The following is a 16,946-nucleotide window of genomic DNA, read 5'->3' as shown; positions in this document are numbered from 1 at the left end:
CGCCCCACGCCCGGCTCAGCGCTGGGCGTCCAGTGAGGTGCCCCTTCGAAGCGTCTTGCCCCGGAAGAAGGCCGGGTTCACGGCCCGCATCACGAACATCAGCACGATACCCGCGACCAGCAGGAACACGGCGAGCAGGAAGACGAGTCCGACACCACCGATGTTCGAACCGCTTCCATACTCGGGGTTCATAGAGTCGATGAGCGTCGTGACGAAGATCACCGCGAGGATGACCCCGCCGACAAGTGGCGCCAGGAATTTGAGGAAGAACGAACGGGCCGACGAGAGCGCTTCTTTGCGGAAATACCACACGCAGGCGAGGGCGGTGACCCCGTAATAGAAGCAGATCATCATGCCGAGGGTGAGGATCGTGTCGGTCAGCACGTCGGTGCTCAACGCGCGCATCACGGCGTAGAAGCCCCAGGCGACGACCGCAGCGATGATGGTGGCGAATCCCGGTGACTTGAAGGTGGGGCTGATCCTGGCGAATCGCCGGGGGAAGGCACCGTAATGACCCATGGCGAGCATGGTGCGTGCCGGGCCGACGAACGTCGACTGGAGGGATGCCGCAGAGCTCGACAGCACGGCGAGCGACAGCAGGATGGCGAACGGCCCCATCACCGGTCCGGCCAGCGCAGCAAAGACGTTTCCTGAGATGTCTTCGTTGCCCAGCCCGAACTCACCGGTTCCGATTCCGGAGAACATCAGGGTGGCCACGGCCACGAGGATGTACAGCAGGAAGATGATGACGACGGTCAGTGTCGCAGCACGACCCGGTGTCGTCTCCGGATTCTTCGTCTCCTCGTTCATCGTGAGGGTGACGTCCCAGCCCCAGAAGATGAAGATCGACAGGGAGACTCCGGCGGCGAAGGCGGAGAAGGACGGCACCGCGAACGGGTTGAACCAGCTCGCGTCGAAGGGGAGAGCATCGAACGCCGAACCATTGGTGACGTGCACTACGGCTGAGATGGAGAACCACACGAGCACGATCAGCTGGAAGGCGACAAGCACATACTGCACCGCTTTGGTCGTCTCCATCCCTCGATATGAGACATAACAGGCGGCCACCATGAAGACCAGGCAGGTGCCGATGTTGATCCACAACGTGTTGGTGAGGTCAGCGATGCCGGGATTTCCGAAGAGCTGCGCCAGCGCGAGGTAGAGGAAGTCGACGGCTACCCCTGCGAGATTCGACAGCACCACGACCGTGGCGACGATCAGGCCCCAGCCACCGAGCCATCCGAGCCACGGCCCGAATGCGCGCGTCGCCCAGGTGAACGACGTTCCGCTGTCGGGCATCGCGTTGTTCAACTCGCGGTAGCCGAGTGCCACGAGCAGCATCGGCAGGAAGCCGACCAGGAAGATGCCCGGCATCTGGGTTCCCACAGCGGCGGCGGTCGGGCCGAGAGAGGCTGTGAGGGTGTAGGCGGGCGCGATACAGGAAATACCGATCACCGTCGCGCCGAGGAGACCGATCGAGCCGGCACTCAGACCTTTGGGAGAGATTCCGGTCACTGTCGCTGCCGGCATGGTGGCGGCTGGCGATGAGGGGGTGGGAGAACTTGCCATGAGATCGATCCTTCGTGTGGCAGCAGCAGGGAAGCTAAGAGGGGGAGTTGGCCGCGGCAGCGGTCGGAACGACGATGAGTGGAACCGGCAGGGAATGCAGCATCCGGTTCGCTGTGACGCCCAGGAAGATCCTGGAGGGCTGCGCGAGCCGGGACGAACCCACCAGGGCTATCTCGTCGACACGCCAGTCCAGTTTCTCGACGGCATCCTCGACGCTGCGGCCCTCTGCAACTTCGGTGGTGACGAATCCGCTGGAGGTGGAGTCCTTCTCGAAATGCTCGACGACACTGGTGAGGTGGGCAGCGCTGGCCGCAGAGAGGTCGATTGCCTGACCCGACCGGGCCGCGTCCACCTCGACCAGCGTGACGAAGCGCAGGTCGACCGGCAGCCCCTCTGAGATGGCGACCATCGATTCCAGCAGTGCCTTCCACCCCGGTCGTGTTCCCATGGCGCAGGTGATTCGGCTGATGGCGGCGGGGGCGAGATACCCACGGGGAGCGAGCGCGACGGGAACCGGCGATGCGTGCAGCAGTGCGTTGGCGATACTTCCCACGGTGAAGCGCTGCAGGACGCCATAGCTCGCGGCGCCAACCACGATCCGGTCGGAATCGAATTGGACGGATGCCCGGATCAGGCCCTCTGATGTCGACTCCGCCCACAGCAGGTGTGTGGTGGCTGTCACGTCTGACGGCACGAGGTCGGCGGCCTCGCTGAGCCAATCCCGTCCCTGCGCTGCGAGGAGTGACCCGTACTCGGACGCACCCGCGGGAACCTTTGCGGGAACCGCCGACGACGTGGGCAGGATGAGGCAGATCCGCAATTCCGCCGCCGTGAGCCTGGCGAGGGCGACCCCGAGTTGCACAGCATCACGCCCGCGGTCGGTCGCCTCGTATGCGACGACATAGTTGGCTGTCCGGGTCACGGGTGAACTCCTTGCGTCGGGTGGCTATCGAAGAGTCAGTGGTGCTCGTGACCGGCGTGGTCTCCGCCGGGTGCGCAGTGGGCACTGGCACTCGGGGCGACGTCGAGGGCGGGGTTCCGGTCGAAGAAGCTCGCGGGTTTCATCCAGAAGCTCACAACGTCGGCGGCCATGATGGGCCATTCCTCGGGGCGGGTGATGTGGTGGATTCCGAAGACGTACCAGACCACGACGTCGGTGTTGCGTACATTTCGGCCGGCCTTCTGCCATTCGGGAAGCCCATGATCGACGGACGACTGGTTGACGAACTCGCCGCTGGGCCAGCGCTCTTCCGGATCGTTCGGGGTAACCCACACCGTGTGGCCGATGACCTGCGCTCGCTCGAGCACCGGGGCTCCCGGCGGGAAGAATGAGGGAATCGCGCCGCCCGGCACCAGCTTGTACGACACCGGCGTGCCGAGAGAGTTCGTGGAGTTCTCGTTGGTGATCTTCCAGGTTCGCTGGGTGTTCCAGTCGAAGTCGTCGTGACCCTCGATCTCCATCGGCGTGTTCGCTACCGTCAGGCCGAGACCGTGCGGATTGGATTCGCTGATCGGCTGGATCTGAGTCTCGGAGCGGTACACGGTGTTCTCGGGGCCGTCGATATCCAGATCCATCCTGGCCACAATGAAGTGCTGGTGGAATGGGGCGTACGTGCGGTTGTCGACGAGGGTGCCGTTGGGGTGGGCCTGCCCCTCTGCGAGATGGGTGACGACCATGATTCCCGTCGCACGCACCTCGCACTCGATGTTGCCGTCTTCGTAGAAGCGCCAATACACGAGGTACTCGTAGTTGGCGACGGTCACGTGGAACGAGACGACGAGCCGTCGCGATCGACGCACCTCGGCTCCCGTGTCGTGATCGACGTGCTTCCAGAGCAGGGCGTTGTCTTCCTCGTGGACGCAGAAGGCGTTGGGGATGTCGTACGGCTGGCCGTGTGAGTCGTGCATGACGGCGTCGATGTAGCGGATCTCGCCCAGGCAGTCGCAACCGAGCTCGAGCGAGGTGGTCATGAAACCCAGTCCCCACTCGCCGATGTCGAAGGCTGTGCGCCGGAAATGGTCGACGCTCGGGTCGCGATACGGCACCACCATCTCGGCAAACGAGAGTCGGTTCGCGATCGGGCGCACGCGGTCGCCGTCCTGGTAGCTGAGCGCGTGCAGGGTCATGCCCTCGCGGTAGTTGAATCCGACGCGCAGCGACCAGTTCTGCCACGTCACGAGATGACCGTCGACCTCGAAGCCCGGGCCGTCTGACTGTACGACATCCAGGGGCTTGCGAGGTGGTCGTCGTGAGGCGTTCTTGATGCGCTCCGGGATGAGATGCGGAACGTACTCGCCCATGATCTCTGGCCGGTCCACCGAGAATGAGTCTTCGATCTCCAGCAGTTGCATGCTGTTCACATCGATGACGAAGTGCAGTCCATTCACCGGCCCCGCATACGGGTTCCCGCCGGCCTGCGCTCTCACCCAGATGTCGCTCCAGCCCAGTCGCCGACCCGCGTATTTCTCGGGAATCAGGGCGGCACCGTACGTCCAGGTGTCGATGAACACAAGGTCGAGGTCCGTGATGCCCCGCTGTGTGAGAGCCGCGATCACCTCGGGGTGCGCACGAAGAATCGCGTCGCACTCTTCCCACTCGTCGACGGTGAAGTTGGCCTGCACGTCGGGGACGTGGGTCCAGCTGACCAGTGAATCCGTCGTCAGCGACACGACGGCGATGTAGGTCGAGTTCTCGGCGCGGTTGAGCACGACCAATCGAGCCGCGCGGTCAGGAACGGTACCGGCGGCGGAGAACCCGGCGATTGCTGCCTTCGACGGCTCGAGCATCTCGATCGACGCGAAGCGCCAACCGTCGGCGACTCCCTTTTCCCTCGTGAGGATCGAGGATGCGTGTGAAAACTCGGTCGAGGTGAGCGGGTCGAGCGGATGAAAAGTCATGAAAGAATCCTGTCAGAAACGAACCGCGGTGTTCGTCGCTGTCAGTATCGCACCGCGCTCGGGGTGGGTAAACCCCGGAGCGGACCTTCTCGATCTTCACTCCGCGCCGGGCCACTGCCGGGGATTCGCCCCGTGCCGGATGACCGACCAGAATTGCTGCTAGTTGGTCGGTGGCGTGTTTCCGGGAGTGCTGGAGCCGCCCCGGCGGGTGCGCGTGCGGCTTCGGCGTGACGGAGCCGCGCCATCGTGAGTACCTCCGCCTGCCGCGCTGTCGCGCACGGCATCAGTCGAACGCTCGCGCGACGGGCGTGAACCCGAACCCTGCGACGGGCGACCACCGTGATCGCCACCGGAGCGCGGCGGGCGACCATCGCGGCCAGCCGACGAGGGTGCGGCCTCACGGGCGCGGGCCGGCGGGGCACCTGGCAGGCGACCTTTCGTGCCCTCGGGGATGTCGAGGTCGGTGAAGAGGTGCGGGCTCGACGAATAGGTTTCGGTCGGCTCCGGGATTCCCATATCGAGCGCACGGTTGATCAGCGACCATTTGTGCATGTCGTCCCAGTCGACGAACGTCACCGCGATTCCCGTCTTGCCCGCGCGACCGGTGCGGCCGGCGCGGTGCAGGTAGGTGTCGTGGTCGTCGGGGATGGTGTGGTTGATGACGTGGGTCACGTCGTTGACGTCGATGCCTCGTGCCGCGACATCCGTGGCGATCAGGATGTCTTTCTTGCCGGCCTTGAACGCGGCCATGGCGCGCTCGCGCTGCTCCTGGTTGAGGTCTCCGTGCACGGCAGCGGCATTGAAGCCGCGGTCACCCAGCTCTTCGACCAGCTTGGCGGCGGCACGCTTGGTGCGTGTGAAGACCACGGTCTTACCGCGACCCTCTGACTGGAGGATGCGCGCGATGACCTCGTCTTTATCGAGATTATGGGCGCGGTAGACAATGTGCTTGATGTTCGCCTGCGTCAGGCCCTCATTCGGGTCTGTGGCGCGGATGTGGATGGGCTTGTTCATGAACCGGCGCGCGAGAGCCACAATCGGGCCGGGCATGGTGGCCGAGAACAGCATGGTGTGGCGGGTCGGGCTGGTCTGGGCGAACAGCTTCTCGATGTCGGCCAGGAAGCCGAGGTCGAGCATCTTGTCTGCCTCGTCGAGCACCATGACCTTGACGTCTTTCAGCGACAGCAGTCGCTGCGATGCGAGGTCGAGCAGTCGACCGGGCGTGCCGACCACGACCTGCGCGCCAGCCCTGAGCTCTTCGACCTGACCCTCGTAGGCCTTGCCGCCGTAGATGGCCGCAATCTTGGTCTTGCGATTGGATGCCGCGAGCACGAGGTCTTCGGCAACCTGCACGCACAGCTCGCGTGTGGGTACCACTACCAGGGCCTTGACGCCGGGCTCCGGGTCGGTGCCGAGTGACTGGAGCAGGGGCAGCCCGAATCCGAGGGTCTTACCCGTTCCGGTCTTGGCCTGCCCGATGATGTCCTGGCCGGCGAGCCCCATGGGGATCGTCTGGCTCTGGATGGGGAACGGCTCGATGATGCCCTTGGTGGCGAGAGCGTCGACCATGTCCTGATCGATATTGAGTTCTGCAAATGTCAAAAGATTCATGCCCTAACAGATAACGAGGTACGCCCGTTGTGTCCTGGGGCGCAGGACCTCCGCCAGAACGGGAGGTATGTATCCAGTTTAGCGGGTCGCCCCCTGATAACCGTCAGCATCCGGCCCGGGCGGGGCGGCAGCGTCGATGACCAGTCGCCGCACCGCCGGATCGCCGAGAACCTGGACGCGCCCGCCGTGCCGCATTTAGATCCTGACGCCACCGTCCAGCGGTCTCCCTTCCGGAAGGCGTTCGTCGAACACTTCGCACATCGACACGACGTGTGCACTCGCGCCTGGTCGCGCTGTTTCCGGTGTCATGCCGGCGGTGGGGTGTAACCCGACGCTGTAAGCCGACGCTGCGGGTCGACGCTGTCATCCCGGCCTTGCCCTTTCCACACCATAAGCTGGCTTCGTGGCTAATTGGTTTTCGCGATTCTCGCGCGCCCCTCGCAGCGTTGATACGCCTCGCTTGCGTGCCCGCGGGGGCGAACAGGCCACGACGAAGGTCGAACTGGCGGAGTTCACTCCCGACCTCGTCGAGTTCCTCGGTCGATCCGCCTACGTGCAGCTGATGTTGTTCGAAAACCTCTCCAGGGCGATCTCGACAGCGCCGACAACCGCGGCCAAGACCGCCATCGGGCGCGCCGCCGAACTATCCATGGCAAAACACCGGCGGCTGGTCGGCGAGATCGTCAGGGCAGGCGAGGACCCGTCGACAGTGATGCAGCCGTTCACGAGGATTGTCGACGATTTCGAACGCGACACCCGTGGGGGCGACTGGTTCGAGACGGTCGTGACCTGCTACCTGACCGCCGGATTCCTCGACGATTTCTTCTCGCGCCTGGCTCGAGGTCTCCACGACGATACCGGTAGGCGTATCGCCGCGATCTTCACGGGCGAGTCGGGGGAAGCGCTGTTGGCCGAGCTGTTGACGGAAGCCATCGAGGAGAATCCTCGGCTCTCCGCACGCCTGGCCATGTGGGGACGCCGGCTAGTCGGCGACACCATGCTCGTGGCCCGATCTGCACTCCAGTACAGCGAGGACCACCGGTCTGACGAAGCGCGGATCGAGCCGGTATTCACCACACTGATCACAGCCCACACCCAGCGGATGGATGCACTCGGCCTGATGGCCTAGGCAGGGCAGCGCGTCGGGCGTCTATGCCCGAGCGAGCCTGGCGAGTTTCGCGTCATCCAGCGTGGTGCGCTTTCGAGGCAGTACCACCGTGATCACGATGCCAGCGATCGTGCCCGCTCCGATGCTCGCGACCCAGATCCACGTGCCGTCGAAGGTGAGCCCCGCCCAGAGCAGTGCCACCCACGCGGTGGCCGTCACTGCGGCGCTTGCTGCGGGTAGCAGGAAGGCGCCGTATGTGCCGCGCTTCGGCATGGTGTAGCGCACTATGGCCCCGATGCAGGCGCCGATCACGGTGACGAAGAGAAGCTCCATGTGTCGCTACGCGACGAAGCCGACGCGACGCGACTCCTCGGAGCCGATCTCGAGGTATGCGAAAGAGTCAGTGGGAACCAGGTAAACGTTTCCCTTGTTGTCGACCAGTTTCACGAACTTCGAATTCGATTCGAGAGCGTCTGAAACCGTCTTCTCAACCTCACTCGATGTCTGCGACGACTCGAAGTTGATCTCACGGGGGCTGTTGGCGATGCCGATGCGAATGTCCACACGCTCAGAATACGACACAACGACAGGCTCGTTCCGCGACGTTCACTGTCAGCGCATCCCGCTACCGTGGGGGCATGGCGAACTTCGACATCGGGGGCAGAGCGGCTCGCCCGCCTCTCGTCGGGCTCGATCCATCCCAACTGGCCGTCATCGCGCTACCCGATGATGCCTGTGCCGCCGTGATCGGGGCGCCAGGCAGCGGCAAGACGACGACGATGATCGAGCTGGTCGCCGATCGGGTGCTCGGTCGCGGATGGTCTCCGGGCGAGATCGTCATCCTGAGTCCGAGCCGGGCCAGCGCCACCCTGCTGCGTGACCGGCTGGCCCAGCGGCTGGCTGTGCCGACTCCCGGGCCGATGGCGCGCACGGCGAATTCGCTCGCCTTCGAGATCGTGCGCGATGCCGCCGCAGTGGCTGGCGAGCCTGCGCCGACACTTCTGACGGGTGCCGAGCAGGACCAGATCATCGGCGAGCTGTTGGCGGGTGAGATCGAAGACGGCACGGCGTCCTACTGGCCCCCTCATCTCGATGAGGATGTACGTCGGCTCCGGGGGTTCAGGACAGAACTGCGCGATCTGATGATGCGCGCCGTCGAGTACGGGGTGAGCCCCGCGGCACTGGCGTCGCTCGGGCGCGTGCACGGTCGCGACGAGTGGGTGGCGGCATCCAGCTTCATCACCGTCTATGACGCGGTCAAGTCCAGCTATCGTCAGCGACATTTCGACTCGACCGAGTTGATCTGTGAGGCCGCGCTGATCCTTGCCGATGGCGCTCCGCTGAGCATCGATGGTCTTCGACTCGTGATCGTGGATGACGCCCAGGAGTCGACGGAATCGACCGTGACCCTGCTTCGAGCCCTCGTGAGGCGAGGCGTTGCAGTGATGGCCTTCGGCGATCCGGATGTCACGACCGGAGGTTTTCGAGGAGCCAGACCTGACCTGCTCGGGCGCCTCTCCGCGGCTATCGGCTGTCCGGTGCAGTCCCTCTACCTCGGTCACGTGCACCGGCACGGTGACTCGGTGCGACAGGTGGTGTCCGGCATCGCCGGTCGCATCGGCTCGGCTGGGGCGGGCCAGCAGCGGCAGGCAGCAGCCGTCGCCGATGCTGACTCTGCAGTCGACTCCGGGGTTGGTGCCGACTCCGGTGCCGGGTCCGGGCGGGTCGCCGCCTTCAGGCTCGGTTCTCCGGCAGAGGAGGTCGCGTTCATAGCCCGCCGCCTGCGCGAACGGCACCTGCTCGACGGCATCCCGTGGTCGCAGATGGCCGTCGTCGTGCGGTCGGGCAGCCTCGTGCCGTCGCTCGCTCGCGAACTGCGTGCCCTCGAGGTCGCCACGAGCGTGTCGAGTGCCCGGGCCGCGGTGCGCGACGAGTACGCGGTCGAGGGGCTGATCCTGCTGCTCGAGCTGGCGCTCGGCCTCGCCGGGATGCCGGCCGGTCGAGTGCTCGACCCCGAGGCGGCACTCGAACTGCTCGGCGGTGGGATGGGCAGGCTGGACGCCGTGTCACTTCGCCGACTGAAATCCGCGCTGCGCCACGAAGAGCTCGCGGGCGGCGGTGATCGTGGAGCCGACGACCTGCTGACGGAAGCGCTGCTGCATCCCGCCGGTCTCGTGACCATAGACACCAGGGTCGGCAGGAGCGCTCAATCGGTCGCGAAGAACCTGCACGCCACGGCCGCCGCCGCGCTCGCAGGCGAGAGCATCGAAGAGCTGCTCTGGGGCGTGTGGCAGCGCAGCGGGCTCGAGAAGCCCTGGTTCGACCAGGCGCTCGGCTCCGGCATCGTCGCCGAAGAAGCGAACCGGCACCTCGATGCGGTGGTGGCGCTGTTCTCAGCAGCCAAACGATTCGTCGAGCGAACACCGGATGCCCCGGCGGCCGTATTCGTCGATTCCTGGCGCTCGGCCGATGTCGCCGAAGACACTCTCGCCCCCCGGGCGACGCTCGATTCGGTGACCGTGGGAACACCGCCGGCAATGGTCGGACGCGAGTTCGAGGTTGTCGTGGTCGCCGGTATGCAGGAGAACGTGTGGCCGAACCTGCGAATTCGAGGTTCGCTGCTGGGCTCCCAGGACCTGCCGCTCGTGGTATCCGGCGGCGACCCGTCATCAGTCGACAAACGGCTCGATGTGATGCACGACGAGCTGCGGATGTTCGCCCAGGCCGTCTCCCGTGCCAGCGCCGAGGTGGTCGTGACTGCGGTTGCCGGCGACGATAACCTGCCGTCCCCGTTCCTGCGGCTCATACCCGAGGGCACCGTGGTTGGCCTGCCGCGGCATCCGCTCAGCCTGCGCGGGATGGTCGGACGAATGCGTCGCGAACTCACCTCGACGGGGTCGGCTGACGCGGCATCCGGAATCGCCAGGCTTGCAGCAGAGGGCGTGCCCGGTGCCGACCCGGACCAGTGGTACGGCCTTGCCGAGCCGAGCACGACGGCGCCGCTCGTCGACCTCGACGATCCGGAGACTTCGGTGCGGGTGTCGCCCTCGCGCATGGAGGCGTTCGAGACCTGCGCACTGCACTGGCTGATCGACGAGGTGGGCGGCGGTTCGTCGAGTGTGGCGGCGAACCTCGGCACGCTCATTCATTCCGTCGCAGAGACCGCGACAGATACCTCTCCGGATGCGCTCTTCGCTGCGGTGACCGAACGCTGGGGCGAGCTGAGCTTCGAGGCGAGCTGGCATTCGGAGGTCGAGAAGGTGCGGGCTCGTGAACTCACTTCCCGTCTCTCGGCCTACCTGCGCGATTTCGATGCCGCCGGCGGCACTGTGGCCAGCAAGGAGGGTTCGTTCGAACTGCAGGTCGGCCGGGCCACCCTGAGAGGAAAGATCGACAGGGTCGAGAGCTTTCCGGATGGCACAGCCGTGATCGTTGACCTCAAGACCGGCCGGAACGACCCGACCACCGACGACGCGGTCGCCGACCATGCCCAGCTCGGGGCCTACCAGCTCGCCTTCGTGTCAGCGGCGATCGACGGGGTGCCAGAGGGGCTCGAGAACGGGGGAGCGAAGCTCGTGATCGTTTCGAAGGGCACTCGGGGCACCGAATACGCGGCTCCCCATCAGAAGGCATTCACGGCCGAGCAGCTCGAGCAGTTCCGGGCCCGTGTGAGTGACGACGCCGAGGGGATGGCCGGTGCCGTGTTCGTGGCCCAACTCGGCTCGCACTGCCTCGACCCGTGGAGCTTCGGTCGCTGCAAGATCCATGTCGTGCAGGCGGTGAGTTCATGACCGTGTCGTCGCTGGAGCTGGCCGGTCTCCTCAACCTGCCGGAGCCCACCACCCAGCAACAGGCCGTCATCGAGGCGCCGCTGGCGCCAGCCCTCGTGGTCGCGGGAGCCGGCAGCGGTAAAACCGAGACCATGGCGAACCGGGTCGTCTGGCTGCTGGCCAACAATCTCGTGTCCCCAGACCAGGTGCTCGGGCTGACGTTCACCAGGAAGGCCGCCGGGGGGCTGGCCGACCGGGTGGCCCGGCGCATCACGCAACTGCGGCTCATCCAGTCACAGGGACCCGACCTGCTGGCCGCACCTGACCGTGACCCTGAGCGTGCCGAGTTCGACCAGCCGACGGTGTCGACGTACAACTCTTTCGCGAGTGCGTTGTTCCGCGACAACGCGCTGCTGATCGGTCGCGAACCGGAATCCGCACTGTTGAATGATGCGTCATCGTGGCAGCTCGCGAGGCAGGTCGTCACCCAGAGCACCGACGATCGGCTGGTGGCGTTCGGCAGCAGCGTGGACGCGATCACCGAGAGGGTGCTCGAACTCAGCCACCAGCTCAGTGACAACGTTGCGGACGCATCGGCGGTCGGGATATATGCCGAACGCTTCACGGGTATCGCCGACCTGCCGTACACGAGTGGAAAAGCGAAGGCGACTCCGTACGCGAGCGTCACGAAAGCGGTCGCGGATATCGCGGCGCTCGGCCCGCTGCTGGGGCTCGCCGAGCAGTACGCCCTCGAGAAACGCCGGCGCGGGTTGCTCGAATTCAGCGACCAGGTGGCGCTCGCGCTCGCGATCTGCGGGCGCTCACCAGCAACGGTCCAGGCCTACCGGGACCGCTACCGCGTGGTGCTGCTCGACGAATACCAGGACACGAGTGTCGTGCAGACCGAGCTGCTCTCGGCGCTGTTCGCCGGTCACGGTGTCATGGCGGTCGGCGATCCCCACCAGTCGATCTATGGATGGCGTGGCGCGAGTGCCGCCAACCTCGCCAGGTTCGCCGGTGACTTCGGGTCGGCCAACGAGTACGCGCTGTCGACCAGCTGGCGTAACGCCAGCACGATCCTCGACGCCGCCAACCTGTTGGTCGCGCCCCTGAGCGCTGCGTCCCCCGTCACCGTGGAGTCGTTGCGAGCACGGCCCGCGGCTCCGGTGGGAACTCTCGTCGGCGCATACTTCGACGACATCGTCATCGAGTCGAGGGCCGTCGCGCAGTGGTTGCTGGCGGAACTGGACGGGCCATCGAAAGACGGGCTGCCCAAGACGGCCGCCATCCTGTTCCGCCAGCGACGTCACATGGGCCTGTTCGCGCGAGCGTTGGAAGAATTGAAGGTTCCGCACCACATCCTCGGGCTGGGCGGGCTGCTCTCGGCCCCCGTGATCGTCGATCTCGTGAGTGCCCTGCGGGTCATCCACGATCCGACCGCGGGGTCAGAACTCATCCGCCTGCTGTCCGGTGCTCGCTGGGCGATTGGCCCGCGCGACCTCAAAGAGCTCGCGGGCGTGGCCGGTTGGCTCCACTCCCGGCACTGGTCGCAGGTTGCCCTGAGCGACGACGTGAAACAGCGGATGCGCGAATCCGTCGCCGCAGACGACGGCCGATCGATCGTGGACGCCCTCGACTTCGTGGGGGAGGCCCAGGCAGGGCACAGCCAGCTCAGTGGATTCAGCGAACCCGGGTTCACGCGGCTTCGAGCCGCGGCACGCCAGCTCGCCTTCTTCAGGTCGCGGGCGGGGCTCGCCCTGCCTGACCTCGTACGACTCGTCGAGCAGGAGCTGCTGCTCGACATCGAGGTCGTCGCCAACGAGTCGTCGGGGCTCGGGGCAGCGAACCTCTATGCCTTCAGGGACGAGCTGTCAGGGTTCCTCGCCAGTGACGAGCAGGCGACCCTCGGCGCGTTCCTCGGTTGGCTCGCGCGTGCCGAACGCAATGACACCATGGGCCCCCGCAGTGAAGATGCCGAGCGCGGCACCGTGCAACTGCTCACCATCCACGGCTCAAAGGGGCTCGAATGGGAGGTCGTCGCGGTGCCGAGAATGTCGGCCGACGAGTTGCCAGCGGCATCCCGTGAAGGCACTGGCTGGGTGCGCTTCGGCCAGCTCCCCTTCGAGTTCAGGGGGGATGCGCGCGAACTCCCGGCTCTCGAATGGCAGTCTGTCGAGAATCAGGCCGAGTTCGACGCGGGGCTGAAGACGTTCAAGTCAGAGCTGTCTGAACGTCACCAGGCCGAGGAACGCCGGCTCGGCTACGTTGCCGTCACGAGGGCGCAGGATTCGCTGCTGCTCACCGGAGCGTTCTGGGGCGGACAGGGCAAGCCGCGACCGCCATCGGTGTTCCTCGCTGAACTGGCCGATGGCGGGCTCATCGATGCGCTGCCCACCGAGAGCGCGTTCGAGGAGAACCCGCTCATGGGTGAGGCCGAGATCGAACAGTGGCCGATCGACCCGCTGGGCACCCGGCGCCGGGTGGTCGAGCGTGCGGCCCAACTCGTGCGCGGTGAACTGGAGAATCCGCGGGCCGCCGGAATCTGGCAGCGCGATCTCGACCTGCTGCTGGCGGAGCGGGATGCCGCCGCGCGCTCGGCCTCGGTCGTTCCGCTGCCGGAGCGCATCCCGGCATCCAGATTCAAGGATTTCGTGACGGATCCGGCCGGTGTCGCGCGTGCGCTGAGGCGGCCGATGCCCGAAAAGCCGTATCGCGCGACACGGCTCGGCACCCGCTTCCACGGCTGGGTGGAGGCTCGCTATGGGGCGTCATCGCCAGCGGAGCTGGTGGATGCCTCGGCGATCGAGCTCGACTCCGAGCAGCAGGGTGACGACCTCGATCTCGCCGAGCTCGTGCGACTGCAGGGCGTCTTCGAGAACTCCCGTTGGGCTCCACTGCGACCCGTCGATGTCGAGATCGAGATCCACCTGCCCTTCGACGGCCGCATCGTCATCTGCAAGATCGACGCGGTCTACGCCATCGATGACGAGCGATTCGAGATCGTCGACTGGAAGACCGGAAAGGCCCCGAGCGGCGCGCAGGATCTCGAAGAGAAGCAACTCCAGCTCGCGCTGTACCGTCTGGCCTACGCGCGGTGGAAGGGTATCGACCCCTCGCAGATCGATGCCGTGTTCTATTACGTGTCCGACGACGCGATCATCCGGCCGGAGCGGCTCTTCGACGAGCAGCAACTGCTCGCGGCCTGGCGAGGGGCTACCGCGCCGGCCGACTCCTGAATGCGGCGCTCAGCGTTTCGACCGATGCCCTCCAGGGATCCAAGGGCGTGGGTGCGGGTGATACTGGGCGAGCGGTACGCGATACGCCAGGGTACGGTGGCGGCCTGTTCGAGCGTGCTGATGTGCTGGCCCGCCGTCAACTGGCTCAGCCCGAGCCGAGCCCGAGCCAAGCCCCGGCCGGCGTGGAACCGGGAGTCTCGGCCACGGCGACGAGGGTTGTGAGGATCACCGGATCGAACATCCGAAACCTCTCTCGGCACGAAACGTGGTGGTGCTTACCTGGTCGATCGGTTACTCGTACGACCACGCCTGACGTAGCGTTGAATGGTGACAATGACTCCGGATCAGGTGCCTGCGACGATGCCCATCGCCGTTGCGATTCAGCGACCGGCGTGGCGCGATACCTTCAGCGCCCTGAAAGTGCACAACTATCGCCTGTACATCATCGCCCAGTTCATCTCAAACACCGCGGGCTGGGCACAGCGCATCGCGGTCGACTGGCTCGTGCTCGAGATCACCGGAAGCGTCACCCTCGTCGGGTTGACGATCGCCCTCCAGTTCTTGCCGACGCTGATCCTCGGCGCGTACGCCGGCGTGATCGCCGACCGGTACAAGAAGCGCTCGGTGCTCATCTTCTGCCAGCTGATCATCGCGGCCCTGAACCTCGTGCTCGCCATCATCGCGATCTCCGGCAACGCCAATCTGCTCGTGGTCTACGCTCTCGTACTCGCGGTCGGAACGCTGCAGGTATTCGACGGTCCGGCGCGAGCGGTATTCGTCAACGAGATGGTCGGGCCACGCCACATCCGCAATGCCATCAGCGTGAACGCCTCGATCTTCCATCTTGGCGCGCTCATCGGGCCGGCCCTCAGCGGTGTGCTCATCGTGGCTGTCGGTTCGGGCTGGGCGATCGGCGCGAACGTGGTGGCCGGGCTGATCGGTGTGATCCTGCTGCTGTTTATGCGCACGAGGGACCTGCTGGTCGGCGCGCGCGCGCCGACCCATAAGGGCCAGATCCGCGAGGCGGGTCGGTACATCCTCAGTAAGCCGACGCTGTTCTGGACCCTCGTGATGGTCACCTTCGTGGCGATCTTCGGGATGCCCATGCCAGCCCTCCTCGCCGGCATGGCCGATCAGGTGTACCTCACCGGGGCCACCGGGTACGGGCTGTACAACTCGCTGGCCGCGATCGGTGCGCTGCTCGGCGCCCTCGCTTCGGCTCGTCGCGCCACACTGCGGTTGCGCACGATCATGATCGGCGCGATCATCTACGGGCTCATGCTCATCACGGCGGGGCTCGCCCCGTTCTATCCGATGTTCCTGCTGCTGCTCCCGGCAATCGGACTGTCACGACTGCTCTACACGACCGCCAGCGAGACGATGATGCAACTGTCGTCGAACCTCGCTATCCGAGGCCGGATCATGGCCTTCTGGGTGATGGTCCTGGTCGGTGGGCAAGCGATCGGCGGGCCGGTCATGGGCTGGTTCGCCGAGAACCTGGGGGCCAAGACCGCCATGGTTATCTCGGGTGCGGTGCCAGCGACCGCCGCGATCACCATCGCCATCCTGCTCTCGCGCAGCGGCAAATTGCGTGTTGCGGTCGCGGCGAAGCGCGGGAAGTGGATCGCGATCGTACCGAAGCGACGCGCGACGACGCGGCCCGCAGGATAGTGCTGCTGCTGCTGCTGCTGCTGCGGTCGGCGGTCGGTTAGACGGCTTTCTCGCTGCGAGCCAGGAAGGCCTCGACCTCATCCACCGCCATGGTCGGCATGGTTTGCGTGCCGATAGGGTTCATGACGTCGTTTCGGATGTTGTCGACAAGCCCGGTCAGCATCTGCACCGCGTCATCGACCACCTCGGTGTTTCGCGTCTCGGTGCCGTGCAGCAGCCACTTGGCCACTTCGAGCTCGGCGTAAAACATGGCACGCTGGCGCACCTGTCGGTCGGTGGCGCCACGGGCGCGGGAGTAAGCGTCGAACACGCTGTCTGCGACGGAATTGTTCGAGATCGCCCACTGCAGGTCGCGCGCGGGGTCGCCCACGCGCAGTTCCTGCCAGCCGAGCACGCCGGTGACGGTGTCATCCGAGCTGAGGAACGAGGAGGCGGTCAGCGCACCGTTGATCACCGTCGGCTGGAACTGCCATAGTTTCGCATCTTCGGCCGCCTTCTCCCAGCGAGCGGTGAGCGCGGCGGGAACGAGTGCGGTGGCGGCGGCGCGATCCATCACGGTGACGGCAGCACGGAGGCTCTCGCCCGCGGTGAGCACCGGCAGGCCAGCGTCTGCGACGAAGCTGGTGGGCAGGGAGTGGATGGCGGCGATCGCGGTGCCGACGGATGCGGCCAGCGAATCCGGCCCGGCCTGCATCGAGCCGAGAGCCACCTTGGCGCCGTAGACGAACTCGTACACGAACGCGCGCGTGTTGCCGAGAGGAGCCTGGCCGCCGAAAGCGGAGACGGTGAACGGGAGGCGCGTGCGTACGCCGGCGCTTAGGGCGCGCAACGCGACCAGGTCAGCAGACTGCTCGGTCTCGGCGCGCGCGGATCGGGGAGCGCGGATGATCCAGTGCTTACCGTCGCGGGCGGTGAGCAGGGCCGCGTCGAAGTCGCTGCCCTCGCGTGCGCCGAAGTGGGCAACGCCGGCGACGTCGAGACCCGGCACAGCCGAGGTGGCGAGCGCGGCTAGAGTGAGATGAGATCTGGCCATACCAGACAGGGTAGGTCGAGTACCCCCTGCAATCGCTTCACGCCACGCAC

The 16,946-nt window shown here is 65.9% G+C and carries 11 protein-coding genes; 4 read left to right on the top strand and 7 right to left on the bottom strand.

Annotated elements, in window-relative coordinates:
- Positions 1–15: 15 nt before the first annotated feature.
- The 4 genes from IEW81_RS03285 to IEW81_RS03270 form a co-directional block, all read right to left on the bottom strand.
- On the bottom strand, positions 16–1,530 hold the full coding sequence (locus IEW81_RS03285; RefSeq protein ID WP_097060920.1) for an APC family permease: 1,515 nt from the start codon (positions 1,528–1,530) through the stop codon (positions 16–18).
- Between the two features lie 73 nt (positions 1,531–1,603).
- The gene (locus IEW81_RS03280) at positions 1,604–2,491 is read right to left on the bottom strand and encodes a universal stress protein (RefSeq protein WP_097060519.1); all 888 of its coding nucleotides are present in this window, start codon (positions 2,489–2,491) and stop codon (positions 1,604–1,606) included.
- A 35-nt stretch (positions 2,492–2,526) separates the two neighbouring features.
- Positions 2,527–4,467, bottom strand: a complete 1,941-nt coding sequence (locus IEW81_RS03275) for a primary-amine oxidase (RefSeq protein WP_097060520.1) — start codon at positions 4,465–4,467, stop codon at positions 2,527–2,529.
- 159 nt (positions 4,468–4,626) lie between these two features.
- The gene (locus tag IEW81_RS03270) at positions 4,627–6,069 is read right to left on the bottom strand and encodes a DEAD/DEAH box helicase (RefSeq protein ID WP_097060521.1); all 1,443 of its coding nucleotides are present in this window, start codon (positions 6,067–6,069) and stop codon (positions 4,627–4,629) included.
- Between the two features lie 412 nt (positions 6,070–6,481).
- Between IEW81_RS03270 and IEW81_RS03265 the strand changes: the two genes are divergently transcribed.
- Positions 6,482–7,207: a ferritin-like fold-containing protein gene (locus IEW81_RS03265; RefSeq protein ID WP_097060522.1), complete on the top strand. Its 726-nt coding sequence runs from the start codon at positions 6,482–6,484 to the stop codon at positions 7,205–7,207.
- A gap of 21 nt (positions 7,208–7,228) precedes the next feature.
- Here IEW81_RS03265 and IEW81_RS03260 read toward each other — a convergent pair whose 3' ends face one another.
- Positions 7,229–7,519: a hypothetical protein gene (locus IEW81_RS03260; RefSeq protein WP_097060523.1), complete on the bottom strand. Its 291-nt coding sequence runs from the start codon at positions 7,517–7,519 to the stop codon at positions 7,229–7,231.
- 6 nt (positions 7,520–7,525) lie between these two features.
- Complete coding sequence (locus IEW81_RS03255) at positions 7,526–7,750, bottom strand: DUF3107 domain-containing protein (protein ID WP_097060524.1); 225 nt, start codon at positions 7,748–7,750, stop codon at positions 7,526–7,528.
- A gap of 74 nt (positions 7,751–7,824) precedes the next feature.
- On the opposite strand from IEW81_RS03255, the gene IEW81_RS03250 reads away from it, so the two are divergent.
- From IEW81_RS03250 to IEW81_RS03240, 3 genes are all read left to right on the top strand, one after another.
- Complete coding sequence (locus IEW81_RS03250; RefSeq protein ID WP_097060525.1) at positions 7,825–10,977, top strand: ATP-dependent helicase; 3,153 nt, start codon at positions 7,825–7,827, stop codon at positions 10,975–10,977.
- A complete protein-coding gene (locus IEW81_RS03245; RefSeq protein ID WP_097060526.1) occupies positions 10,974–14,192 on the top strand; it encodes an ATP-dependent helicase in 3,219 nt (1,072 codons plus the stop codon). Before IEW81_RS03250 ends, IEW81_RS03245 begins: the two co-directional genes overlap by 4 nt.
- 333 nt (positions 14,193–14,525) lie before the next feature.
- Positions 14,526–15,863 carry an MFS transporter gene (locus tag IEW81_RS03240; RefSeq protein ID WP_097060527.1) on the top strand — a complete coding sequence of 446 codons (1,338 nt, stop codon included), beginning with the start codon at positions 14,526–14,528 and terminating at the stop codon, positions 15,861–15,863.
- Positions 15,864–15,900: 37 nt separating this feature from the next.
- On the opposite strand, the gene IEW81_RS03235 is transcribed toward IEW81_RS03240, so the two are convergent.
- On the bottom strand, positions 15,901–16,896 hold the full coding sequence (locus IEW81_RS03235; RefSeq protein ID WP_097060528.1) for a phosphotransferase: 996 nt from the start codon (positions 16,894–16,896) through the stop codon (positions 15,901–15,903).
- Positions 16,897–16,946: the final 50 nt, after the last annotated feature.

The sequence above is a fragment of the Salinibacterium xinjiangense genome (assembly GCF_014645015.1).
Lineage (GTDB): Bacteria > Actinomycetota > Actinomycetes > Actinomycetales > Microbacteriaceae > Rhodoglobus > Rhodoglobus xinjiangensis.
This window is presented reverse-complemented; position numbering and strand designations above follow the sequence as displayed.